Here is an 11,892-nt window from a genome sequence, read left to right on the forward strand (position 1 = left end):
TTAAGGTTTCTCGGGGAGGGAGAGGGCCGGGTCGTAGGGCTGATCGTGCCAGCGCACCTCGAAGTGCAGGTGCGGCCCCTCGGAACGGCCGGTGGAGCCGACGCGGGCGATGGGCTGCCCCGCGCGGACCTCTTCCCCGTCCTTGACGAGCAGCTCCGAGCAGTGGGCATAATAGGTCTCCAGGCCGTCGCCATGGTCTAAGATGACCAGGAGGCCGAAGGTGCCCGCCGTCGCCGCGTAGCGCACGCTCCCGCCGCGGGCGGCGCGGATCAGGTCGCCCTCGCCAGCGGCGATGTCGATCCCCTTGTGCGGCCGCCCGTCACGCATCCCGAACCCCGAGGTGACCGCGCCGGTTACCGGCCAGCGCAGCATGCCCCACTGCGGCCCGCGGGGAAGGCTGAGGCCGCGCATCGGCACGACCAGTTCCCGCCCCTCGACGATACGGTCGGGGTCGTCAAGGCCGTTCTCGGCCGCCAGCTCTTCCACCGGGACCCGGTAGCGGTCGGCGATGGTCGACAAGGTCTCCCCGGGCTGCACCCGGTGCTTCAATTCGGCGTTCCCGGGGATCGCCAGGGTCTGCCCGGCGTAGATGGTGTCCGGGCTGGTCAGGCCGTTGGCCTGCGCCAGTTCGTCCACGGGTACGCCGTGGTCGGCGGCGATGGTCCAGAGGCTGTCGCCGGGCTGCACCCGGTAGCTTTCCCCCGCCGTCGCCGGCACCTCCGCCCGGTCATGGTAGGGCAGGTCGGGCCGGATAAGCTCGTCCAGACGCGCATTGGCCGGGAAAAGCACGGCCAGCGCCAGGGCGCCGCCCAGGGCCAGGACGGCCATTACGCGTTTCGGTCGCATCATTTCCACCTCTTTGCGAGGACATTCGTTAACTAGCTTTTCCTCGCGAGGTGGAATTTATACCTAGCCGTGCTGGACGTATTTACGCCCGTTGGTCCCGGGGGGCCGCGGCGGGTCGCCCACAGGGCCGGCCGCCGTCTTGAAGGCCTGGAAGTTGCGCAGAAGGTCGGCGTTCGTCTTGGTGCGTCGCATCTCCTCCAGCATGTGCTCCATGGCCTCCCAGGGCGTCATCTGGTTGGTCAGTTTCCGGAAATACCACATCAACTCCAACTCTTCCGGGGAAAGCAGAAGCTCTTCCTTGCGGGTGCCGGAGCGCTGGATGTCAATGGCGGGGAAAATGCGCCGGTCGGCCAAGCGGCGGTCGAGGACCAGTTCCGAGTTGCCGGTGCCCTTGAACTCCTCGAAGATGACCTCGTCCATCCGGCTGCCGGTCTCGATCAGGGCGGTGGCCAGGATGGTCAGACTCCCGCCTTCCTCCACCTTCCGCGCGGCGCCGAAGAAACGCTTCGGCTTGTGCAGGGCGGCCGGGTCGACGCCGCCCGAGAGGGTGCGCCCGCTGGGGGGCACGACCAGGTTGTGCGCCCTCCCAAGGCGGGTGATGCTGTCCAACAGGATGGCCACGTCTTGCCCGTGTTCGACCAGGCGCTTGGCCCGTTCAAGGACGATCTCGGCCACCTTGACGTGGTTGTCGGCCGGTTCGTCGAAGGTGGAGGCGATGACCTCGGCGCGCACTGAGCGCTCGATGTCGGTCACTTCCTCCGGCCGCTCGTCGATGAGCAGGATGATCAGGGTGATCTCGGGGTGGTTGGTGGTGATGCTGTTGGCGATCTCCTTCAGGAGAGTGGTCTTCCCCGCCTTCGGCGGGGCGACGATCATGCCGCGCTGGCCCTTGCCGATGGGGGAGATGAGATCGATGATGCGCGTGGCCACCCTGTTGGGCGTGGTCTCCAGCCTGATTCTTTGCTGGGGGTAGAGGGGGGTCAGGGCGTCGAAGTGCATGCGGTTGGCCGCCGTCTCCGGGTCGGCCCCGTTGACCTGCTCCACGCGCAGGAGAGCCAGGTACTTCTCGTTGTCCTTGGGGGGCCTCACCTGCCCCGAGACCATGTCTCCCGTCCGCAGGCCGAACCGGCGGATCTGGGAGGCGGAAACATAGATATCTTCGTTGGACGGGACGAACTGGAAGGGTCGGAGGAAACCGTAGCCTTCGGGCAGGATGTCGAGCACGCCTTTGGCGATGAACATGCCGCTGCGATCCATCTGGGCCCGGTTGATCTCGTAGATCAACTCTTTCTTTCGTAATCGGTAATATCCCGGGATATTGAGTTCCTTCGCGATGGCATAAAGCTCGCTGACCGTTTTGTTCTCCAAGTCCGCAATGGACAAGGGCATCCCCCCCTCGTGGGTCGTTATTTCTGGTATATCCGACGGGAAAAACGTTTATTCCGCACGAAGCAATGGCAAGCGGGGCGGCAAGGCGGCCCGGGAGCCGGATGGGAGAAGCACCGTTACTTGTTCCGGAGCTTCGCCCAGTCATCCAGGAAGCGCTTGATGCCGACGTCGGTCAAGGGGTGTTTGATCATCTGCATGAGGACCTTGTACGGCACGGTGGCGATATGCGCTCCCGCCCGGGCGGAGGCCAGGACGTGCAGCGGGTGCCGGATGCTGGCCGAGATGACCTGGGTGGGCAGGTCGTAGGTGTTGAAGATCTCCACGATGTCACCCACGACCTCGATCCCGTCGTGCCCGGCGTCGTCAAGGCGCCCCACGAAGGGGCTGACGTAGCTGGCCCCGGCCAGGGCGGCCAGGAGGGCCTGGTTGGCCGAAAAGACCAGGGTGACGTTGCACTTGATGCCCCGGGACTCCAGTTCGTGGACCGCCTTCAAGCCCTCCCCGAGCATGGGGATCTTGATGACGACGTTGGGGTGGATCCTGGAGAGTTCAACGGCCTCGTCGACCATCCCCCGCGCTTCGGTGCTGATGACCTCGGCGCTGACCGGGCCGTCGATGATGCTGACGATCTCGCGCACGACGGTGGTGAAGTCGCGCCCCTCTTTGGCGATGAGGCTGGGGTTGGTGGTGACGCCGGAGATGACGCCGAGCGCGGCGGCATCGCGGATTTCGTTGACGTTGGCGGTGTCGAGGAAGAGTTTGATGGGAAAGCACCTCCAGATTCTAGTCGTCGGGCGTCAGTCGTGCAAGACCCAACCCTTACAGGCACGGTTCCGTAACAAAGGGTGTAGGTTGAGTGCTGGATCGGAGCGTGGCTGACCCTCCTGCGGATTGATTCGCGGGCGCAGATTCCGGCTACCAGGCCTGCCCGGTGCTGCCGAAGAGACGGATCTTCTCCCGGATGACGGCCGACGCGGCTTCACGCGCCGGACCGAGGATACGGCGCGGGTCGATCTCGCCGGGGTCGGTCGCCAGGACGCAGCGGGCGGCGTCGGTGAAGGCCTGGCGGATGTCGGTGTCGATGTTGATCTTCCGTACCCCGCGGCGGACGGCCTCCCGGATGGCCTCGGCGGGCACCCCGGAGGAGCCGTGCAGGACGAGCGGGGCACTGACGATTTCCCTGATCTTCGAGAGGCGCTCGAAGTCCAGGCGGGGCACGCCCTTGTAGCGCCCGTGCGCCGTCCCGACGGCCACGGCCAGGGCGTCCACGCCGGTGGCGGCGACGAAGTCGCGCGCCTCCTCGGGCACGGTGAAGAAGGCCTCCCGCTCGCCGACCGAGATGTCGTCCTCGGTACCGCCGATGCGGCCGAGTTCGGCCTCGACGGAGACGCCCACGGCCCGGGCGACGTCGACGACGCGACGGGTGAGGGCGATGTTCTCCTGAAGAGGCAGGTGGGAGCCGTCGATCATGACGGAACTGAAGCCCGCCCTGATGCAGCGGACGGCCTGCTCGAAGCTCGTGCCGTGGTCGAGGTGGAGGGCCACCGGAACGGCGGCCTCGGCGATGGCCTGCCGCGCCAGGGCGGCGATATAATCCAGCCCGGCGTACTTGATGGCTCCCTGGCTGGCCTGGACGATGACCGGCGCCTTCTCGGCCTCGGCGGCGCGGACGATGGCCTGTACGATCTCCATGTTGTTGCAGTTGAAGGCGCCGACGGCCCATCCGCCCGCCTCGGCGCGGGCCAGGATTTCGGCAGTCGTTACGAGGGGCAATTGAGATCCCCCTTTTTATCGTGTCCGTAACGTGCTCCGCCCCCGGGCCGGGGGGTGACGTGGCGGCTCAACTCGATACGCTCGGCGGACTCCAGCCGCACCAGGTCCTCGTCCGTGGCCGCCTCGATGACATACACCCGGCGGCAATGGCGGCAGTGCAACTCGACCCGGTCCGGGTGGATTTCCAGCTCGATACGGTTTTCCCCGCAGGCGCAGGACATGTTCCCTTCCTCGGCCAGGGTATGGACGTAAGTCAGGGCGGCGAGCATGATCTCCGCGTTGTGAAAGTAGTCCTTCCCGCCCATCTCGGCCACCAGGGCTTCCAGGGCCTCCTCGTGGCTCGGCAGGCAGGCCTTTACCTTCTCGCGGGGCCCGACGTGCCCCATTTCGATATCGGTCTCCTGGCACGAAAGGTGAACCACATCCGGCCCCCAGCATTCCCGCGGTGAGAGACGGTAGAGGTGGGTGGCCTCGCAGATGGCGCAGTTGATCTCCAGCCAGTAGGAGCGATGCTTCTTGCCGGTGACGATCATCAGCGCCGCCCCGCAGCCGCACAGCACTTCTTGCGTTTTCTCCCGGCTGAAGGAAAACCGGTCCAGGGTGAACAGTCCCAGTCTGCCGCACTCGGGACAGCGCAGGGCGACGGTGGTCTCGGTGTCTATAACCATGGGCCTATCTCCGACCTCCTCCGTACCTGACCAGTTCGCCGCCTGCAGAGAAATTCCTTTCACTAAAAAAAGTCCCCCCTAGACGTTCCCATCCAATATCCCGCGGACTGTATTCCGGACATCGTTCAGGTCAAAAGGTTTTAGAATCAGGCTCCTGACACCCATTCGCTCGGCTCCGCCGGGGTCGGAAAGCTCCCCGTAGGCCGTAACCAGGATAACGGGGACGCCGGGGGTGTATTTCTGGATCTCCTGTAGGGTCTCCAAACCGCTGAGCCCGGGCATTTTAAGGTCGAGCAGGATCAGCTCAGGCCGCTCGCGCTGAACCTTGGCGACGGCCTCCCGGCCGTTGGCCGCAACTTCCACCCGATAACCCTCCCCGGACAGCGCCTCGTAGAGGAGTTGCCGGATAGACGGCTGGTCATCCACGACCAAAAGCATCTCCCATCCCACCTCACCTTATTCTTTGCCTGCCCATATTCGTTACCAGTGGAGGGAAATCCTGCCCATAATATTAGATCTGCACCGGTATTTCAGGCAGGAAGGCGATGAGACCCAGGAGAGAAATCACCATGGTAAAGCCCACGGCCAGCAGCAGGACCGCGGCCGGGACGGCCACAACCGCCACCGCCCTCCCGGTGGTCAGGTTATGCATTTCGCGCAAAGCGAGAACCAGAAGGACCGTGGACCAGACGAGAACGGCGAGCCCGAAGAGGGCGGTGATCAGGGATTCCGCCAGGCCGCCCGGCCGGAGGACGGCCATCAGGCCCTGCAGGGGGAGCAGCAACAGCGAGGGCAGGCCGGTCAGGCCGTAGGCGACGAGGGTCGCCTTCGGCCCGCCTTCCCCGTTGAGCAACTGGGCGGTGAGGTGAAGAACGGCACCGTAGCCGAGCCACTTGAGATACCAGAAGAAGAACCCTATGAGGGCGATGAAGGGGGCCAGCCCGCCGAGGGCCGTGCCGAACCCGGAGGGATCGGCGGGCAGCATACGGAAGGTCAGGATACTCATCAGGGCCGTGGCGGAGTTGACCACCGTCACCACGCCGGCGGTCAGGCCGAGGGGCGGCGCCTCCCGCATCCGGCGGAAGGTGGCCACCGGGTCGAAGAGCACGCCGTAGACCGTTTCTAAAAAGCCGGGGCTGGGCAAGAAAAACTCCTCCCTTGGAAGAGAAACTCCACGGGGTCGGGGGGTTTCCCCCTTCGCTCCGGTGCTCGGCGTCGACAACTCCAGACTCGTCGCGGACCGTTCCTCGCCCTGACCAAGCCAGGCGAGGTTTTCCAAGGGCCCTTTACCGCTGTACGACGAGCGGGTCCATAATCAGCCACAGCCCGTCGGACGCGCGCCCGGCCAGCGAGGACGAAAACCCGCCGAACAGTTCCTCCCACGGGCTACGCGTTGACATCTCGACCAGTTCGGGTTCACCCCTGACGCCGGCCATGTCGGCCGCCAGGCGCACCGCGTCCTCAAAGTCCCCGAGCCGGTCGACCAGCCCCAGTTCGTGGGCCTGGCGTCCGGTGTAGACCCGGCCGTCGGCCAGTTCCCGCACGCGGTCCAAGCTCATGCCCCGTCCGTTGGCCACCACGGCGACAAACTCGCGGTACATCTCGTCCACGATACCCTGGAAAATAGCCCGCTCCTCCTCGGTCGGGGGGCGCGAGGGCGAGCCCATGTCCTTGAACGGCCCGCTCTTATACGTCTCGGTATCGATGCCCAGCTTGTCGTAGAGACCCATCAGCCGCTGGGTCTGGATGATGACCCCGATGCTGCCGGTCAGTGTCGCGGGGTTGGCGACGATGGTGTTGCTCCTGGCGGCGATCCAGTAGGCCCCGGAGGCGGCGGTGTCGCCCATGGAGGCCACGACGACCTTGCCGGCCTCCCGCACACGGGCGACCTCCTCCCCGATCTCCAGGGAGGCCGGGGCCGAGCCGCCGGGGCTGTTCAACCTGATGACCACGGCCTTGATGGCGGGATCCTTCCGCGCCCGGCGCAGCTGGTCGACGATGTCCTCGGCGGCCGAGGTGGCGTCCAGGAAGGACCCTGAACGCCCCCCGACGATAATCCCCTCGACGCGCACGATGCCGATGGCCTGGCCGGCGTGCCCGTGGTAGTCGATGCCGGGACCGCGGAAGCCGAGGGCGGCCACAACGATCAGGGAGACAAGCGCCAGCCCGAGGATGATTCCGGCCCAAACCTTACGGTTCAAAGAACCACTTCCTCATTGCCGTTGTATGGCCAAGCTATATTCAGGATTCTCCTCCGCCGGCCCCAAAACTCGCGTTCTTGGTCCCGGGCGCCGCCCAATTTTTGCCCGACGGCTACGAGCCCGACGACCGATCCCCGACGAACGACGACCGTTCAAGGGCGGCGGCGATAAAGTCGCGGAACAGGGGGTGAGGGCGGTTCGGCCGCGACTTGAACTCGGGGTGGAACTGGGTGGCCACGAACCACGGGTGGTCCCGCAGCTCGATGATCTCCACCAGGCGGCCGTCGGGCGAGAGGCCGGAGAGGACCATCCCCGCCGCCTCCAGGTCCGCGCGGTAGTCGTTGTTGAACTCGTAGCGGTGGCGGTGCCGCTCGGTTATCATCTCCCGGCCGTAGGCCCGGTGGGCCAGGGTGCCGGGGACGACCCGGCAGGGAAAGCCGCCCAGGCGCATGGTGCCGCCCTTGTCGGAGATCGTCTTCTGTTCGGGCAGGATGTCGATGACCGGATAAAAGGTGTCCGGGTCGAACTCGGAGCTGTTGGCCCTCTCCCAGCCCAGGACGCCCCGCGCGAACTCGGCCACGGCGAGCTGCATGCCCAGGCAGAGGCCCAGGTATGGCACCCGGCGCTCGCGGGCGTACTGCGCGGCCAGGATTTTGCCCTCGGTCCCGCGGTCGCCGAATCCGCCCGGGACCAGGATGCCGTCGGCCCCGTCCAGGAAGGCCTCGACCCGCCCGTTTTCCAGGTCCTCGGCGTTGACCCAGTGGACCTCAACGGCGGCGTCGTTATGGACCGCGGCGTGCCGCAGGGACTCGGTGACGCTGTAGTAGGCGTCGGGCAGGGCGACGTACTTGCCCACCAGGGCGACGGTGACGTGCCGGCGGGGGTTCTTCATCCGGGTGACCATGTCCTCCCAGGGCTGCAGGTCGGGCTCCCCGCATTGCAGGCCCAGGCGCTCCACGACAAACTCGGCCATCCCCTCCTGTTCGAGCATGAGCGGGACCTCGTAGATCGACGGGGCGTCGACGGCCTGGATCACAGCCCGCTCCTCGGTGTCGCAGAAGAGGGCGATCTTCCGTTTCAGGTCGCGGGAGAACGGCCGGTCGCTGCGGCAGACCAGGACGTCGGGCTGGATGCCGATGCCGCGAAGCTCCTTTACGCTATGCTGCGTGGGCTTGGACTTATGCTCCCGCGCCGCGGCCAGGTAGGGGACCAGGGTCACGTGGACGTAGAGGGTGTTATCCTTGCCGAGGTCGCTCTTCAACTGGCGAATGGCCTCCAGGAAGGGCTGAGACTCGATGTCGCCGACGGTGCCGCCGATCTCGCCGATGATGACGTCGGCGCCGCTCTCGGCGGCCACCTGCAGGACCCGCTCCTTGATCTCGTTCGTGATATGGGGGATGACCTGGACCGTGCCGCCGAGGTACTCGCCGCGCCGCTCCTTGCGGATCACCGCCCAGTAGATGCTGCCGGTGGTGACGTTGCAGGAGCGCGTGAGGTTGGTGTCGATGAAGCGCTCGTAGTGGCCCAGGTCCAGGTCGGTCTCGGCGCCGTCCTCGGTGACGAAGACCTCCCCGTGCTGGTAGGGGCTCATGGTTCCGGGATCGACGTTGAGATAGGGGTCGAGCTTCATGATGGCCACCGTAAGGCCGCGGCTCTTGAGGAGCCGGCCCAGGGAGGCCGCGGTGATGCCCTTGCCCAGTGAGGATACGACTCCGCCGGTGACGAAGATGAATTTGGCCATGTTTTCCACTCCCCTACCCTATAGAAAAGACCTACATTCTCTCCGGCGCCGAGACACCAAGAAGGGTCAGCGCCGTCTTGATCACCGTCTTGGTGGCGACGGCCAGGACGAGGCGGGCCTCCTCCAGGCCCGGGCCGGCGCCCAGGATACGGTGGGCGTTGTAGAAACCGTGGAACAGCCCGGCCAGATCGTGCACGTAATGCGCCACCCGGTGCGGCGCCATGTCAAGGGCCGCCCGGTTGACCTCCTCCGGAAAATCGGCCAGCCGCCGCAGCAGGGCCATCTCCTCCGGCTCCCGCAGCAGGGTCGGGTCGACCTCCCGCGCCCGCGGCAGGGGCCGGCCCCGGGCCTCGAGCCGGCGCAGGACGCTGGCGATGCGGGCGTGGGCGTACTGGATGTAGAACACGGGGTTTTCGTTGCTCTGCCGCTTGGCCAGGTCGAGGTCGAAGTCGAGGTGGCTGTCGGCGCTGCGCGTGACGAAGAAGTAGCGCGCGGCGTCCGTCCCGACCTCGTCGAGCAACTCGTCCAGGGTGACGAACCGGCCGGTGCGCTTGGACATGCGCACGATCTCCCCGCCCTGGTAGAGGCGCACGAGCTGCATCAGGATGACGTCCAGGGCCTCGGGGTCGTAGCCGAGGGCGTCCAGGGCGGCCTTCATGCGCGCCACATGGCCGTGGTGGTCGGCGCCCCAGATGTCGATGACCCAGGCGAAGCCCCGGTCGAACTTGTTCTTGTGGTAGGCGATGTCGGCGGCGTAGTAGGTCGGGACACCGTTGGCGCGGACCAGGACCTCGTCCTTCTCCACGCCGAAGGCGGCGGCCCGGAACCAGAGCGCCCCTTCCTTCTCGTAGAGGTGGCCGCGGGACCGCAAAAGGTCAATGGTCTCCGGCACCGCGCCGGACCGGTGCAGCGTCTGCTCCGAGAACCAGACGTCATAGCGCACGCCGAAGCGCTCCAGGCTCTCGCGGATGGCGGTGATCTTCTCGTTCAGGCCGTAGGCCAGCAGCCGGGCGCGCCGTTCCTCGGGGGCGGCCTCCGCCAGGCCCGTCCCGTTCTCCTCGATGAAGCGCCGCACTGTGTCCTTCAGGTCCTCGCCGTGGTACCCGTCTTCGGGCACCGGGACGTCCCTTCCCAGGGCCTGCAGGAAACGCGCCTCGAGCGAAAGGGCCATGTTCTCGACCTGGTGCCCGGCGTCGTTGATGTAGTACTCGCGCTCGACGTCGAAGCCGGCGAAGGCCAGCAGCGAGGCCAGGCTGTCCCCCAGGGCGGCGCCCCGGGCGTTGCCCATGTGCAGAAGGCCGGTGGGGTTGGCGCTGACGAACTCGACCTGCACCCGGCGGCCGCCGCCGATGGAGCTGCGCCCGTAGTCAGCGCCGGCCTCATCGATCTCGGGCAGGACGCCGTAGACCCAGGACGGGTCGAGCCGGAAATTAATAAAGCCCGGTCCCGCGATGGAGACCTCGGCGACCGATATTCCTTCCAGCGGAAGGCGGCGGACGATCGCTTCGGCGACCTGGCGCGGGGGGCGCCGGGCTGGTTTCGTGAGCAGGAGAGCAAGGTTGGTGGCGAAATCGCCGTGTTCTTTTTCCCGGGGGACTTCAACCGTGAAATCGGGGAGAGTGAACCCTGCGGCCAGTCCCAGTTCTTCACCGGCCGCTTCCGCCGCGCCGCGTAAGGCGCGCTCGATGGCGGCCCGCAGGCTCGCCAGCAGGAAAGCCATCTTCGACCTCCGTTCTGCTTTTGTCCGTAAATTCCATCCTTTAGCTTACCCCGCGGGGCCGAAGGCTGTCAAGGGAAGCCGCCCGGGGCGTGTCACCGGCCTGTGATATTGTCACCCTGTGAGATGTGAGACCCTGGAAGGAATTCGCTTCATGAATTCCTTCCAGGGTCGCCGCCACTCCCAGTAGTGGCTCATATCAAAGTCAAGTGCAGCTACTACAGGTACTGCGGCCGAAGTTGTTAACTTCGTGATTGTCCGTCACCAGTTCCGGGTTTTGGCTGTGAAGTAGCTCGGTTTACAGAAAGCCTCTTTTACAGTTACACAGGGTAGCATATTACCATAGGGAAACCTACCAGCCAGCGCCGCAAGACCGAAGGCCAGAACCTCAGAAGACCAAAAGACAAATGCCAAGAACAATCAGTATAGGTCCGGCAATTAATCCTGAAACGGACGACATTTCAAATAATCCTAAGAGGCTAAAGTATAACACCTCAAGTAAGCCATAGGTTAGACCTTTCTCTTTATACCCCTGGATTCCAAAGACTAACCAAATGAAACCGCCAATAATGCTGACGAGTCCTGCCAAACGTACGGTATCCATTTGGTGTACCCCCTAATGAGGCCGCTCGGGTCCTGCCATTCCCCGGTGAAGAGGGCCAGGTTGCAGTAGGCATCCCTGGTGACAGACCGCACCTCGGTTGAAGGCGTCGCAGGGGCTGCGCGTGGTGTGGCTTGGGTAGCGGTGATTGCTTAGGAACAATGCAAGGAACGGTGTCCGCTCGATTTGGTGACGCAGCAGGGCGCCTGTCGTACGGCTATTCCAGCCAGAAGATAACCGCTTCGCCGTTGGCGGCGGCGGTTCTGAAAAAGTCAATCACCTGTCTGAGGTAAGAGAGGATATACTCTAGGGCCTCCTCGCCCTCATCCCATATAGGGGGGTGGATCTCCGCCGCCACGAATTTCTCCGGGACGTAGCGTTGCCGGAGGTCATCGAGGGACAGTTGGGTGAGGGTCGCTGCCGCTTCCCTGACCTGCGCCGGGGTGAGATAGTGCGGCGGGCCGTAGCCCAGGTCGTCGTCACCCAGGGGCTGCCCGCCAAGGACGACGTAGCTCAGCGGCGGGGCGCCCGCCCAAGGGTCGCCGGTGAGGAGGAAGTGGATGCCGTGCCAGGCCTGGTCGATCTCCAGGGTATTCTCCCGGGGCTTGCCGTCCTCTTCGTCCTCTTCTTCACCGAAGATTAGGGTACTTATCAGGGAAGAATCTTTCAGGGCCTCTTCCAGCTCTTGGGCGCTGACCCGGACGTAGTTGCCGATCATGGACACGGTTGACTGCTCCTCTCTTGTTCTTGTGCACCTGGTCCTTGTTGCTCCTGGGCTTCAAGCCACCGGACCAGATCGTGTTCTTTGATGGCCCACAGCCACAGCTCGAGGACGCTCTCCAGTTCTTCCTGCGTCAAGAAGTGCTTCTTCTTGGTCTCTAATGCTCTGACAACGGGGTCGTTATCCCATGCGGCGTACAATTTGCTTTGTTCTTCCGGGGTCAACTGAAATTCGA

The 11,892-nt window shown here is 65.1% G+C and carries 13 protein-coding genes; all 13 read right to left on the reverse strand.

All coding sequences use genetic code 11. The annotated features are described in order from the left end of the window. A complete protein-coding gene (locus QMC81_08440) occupies nt 1-846 on the reverse strand; it encodes a M23 family metallopeptidase (protein MDI6907498.1) in 846 nt (281 codons plus the stop codon). A gap of 63 nt (nt 847-909) precedes the next feature. Then, nucleotides 910-2,229 (reverse strand): transcription termination factor Rho, encoded by a 1,320-nt coding sequence (gene rho, locus QMC81_08445; protein ID MDI6907499.1) that lies wholly within the window; start codon nt 2,227-2,229, stop codon nt 910-912. Between the two features lie 122 nt (nt 2,230-2,351). Continuing rightward, entirely contained in the window at nt 2,352-2,999 is a 648-nt protein-coding gene (fsa, locus tag QMC81_08450) for a fructose-6-phosphate aldolase (GenBank protein MDI6907500.1), read from the reverse strand. Between the two features lie 151 nt (nt 3,000-3,150). Next, entirely contained in the window at nt 3,151-4,008 is an 858-nt protein-coding gene (locus QMC81_08455; GenBank protein ID MDI6907501.1) for a class II fructose-1,6-bisphosphate aldolase, read from the reverse strand. Continuing rightward, a complete protein-coding gene (locus QMC81_08460) occupies nt 3,996-4,676 on the reverse strand; it encodes a hypothetical protein (GenBank protein MDI6907502.1) in 681 nt (226 codons plus the stop codon). Before QMC81_08460 ends, QMC81_08455 begins: the two co-directional genes overlap by 13 nt. A 78-nt stretch (nt 4,677-4,754) precedes the next feature. Then, nucleotides 4,755-5,114: a response regulator gene (locus QMC81_08465; GenBank protein ID MDI6907503.1), complete on the reverse strand. Its 360-nt coding sequence runs from the start codon at nt 5,112-5,114 to the stop codon at nt 4,755-4,757. A gap of 73 nt (nt 5,115-5,187) precedes the next feature. Then, nucleotides 5,188-5,820: a Yip1 family protein gene (locus tag QMC81_08470; protein ID MDI6907504.1), complete on the reverse strand. Its 633-nt coding sequence runs from the start codon at nt 5,818-5,820 to the stop codon at nt 5,188-5,190. Nucleotides 5,821-5,962: 142 nt separating this feature from the next. After that, the gene (gene sppA / locus QMC81_08475; protein MDI6907505.1) at nt 5,963-6,877 is read right to left on the reverse strand and encodes a signal peptide peptidase SppA; all 915 of its coding nucleotides are present in this window, start codon (nt 6,875-6,877) and stop codon (nt 5,963-5,965) included. A gap of 112 nt (nt 6,878-6,989) precedes the next feature. Then, entirely contained in the window at nt 6,990-8,618 is a 1,629-nt protein-coding gene (locus QMC81_08480) for a CTP synthase (protein MDI6907506.1), read from the reverse strand. Nucleotides 8,619-8,649: 31 nt separating this feature from the next. Further along, nucleotides 8,650-10,338, reverse strand: coding sequence for an arginine--tRNA ligase (argS, locus tag QMC81_08485; protein MDI6907507.1), 1,689 nt, complete (start codon nt 10,336-10,338; stop codon nt 8,650-8,652). 385 nt (nt 10,339-10,723) lie between these two features. Beyond that, nucleotides 10,724-10,939: a hypothetical protein gene (locus tag QMC81_08490; protein ID MDI6907508.1), complete on the reverse strand. Its 216-nt coding sequence runs from the start codon at nt 10,937-10,939 to the stop codon at nt 10,724-10,726. Nucleotides 10,940-11,153: 214 nt separating this feature from the next. Next, nucleotides 11,154-11,654: a YfbM family protein gene (locus QMC81_08495; GenBank protein ID MDI6907509.1), complete on the reverse strand. Its 501-nt coding sequence runs from the start codon at nt 11,652-11,654 to the stop codon at nt 11,154-11,156. Continuing rightward, a partial coding sequence (locus tag QMC81_08500; protein MDI6907510.1) for a hypothetical protein occupies nt 11,651-11,892 on the reverse strand: 242 nt, incomplete at its 5' end. The genes QMC81_08500 and QMC81_08495, both read right to left, overlap by 4 nt.

The sequence above is a fragment of the Thermoanaerobacterales bacterium genome (assembly GCA_030019475.1).
Classification (GTDB): domain Bacteria; phylum Bacillota; class Desulfotomaculia; order Desulfotomaculales; family JASEER01; genus JASEER01.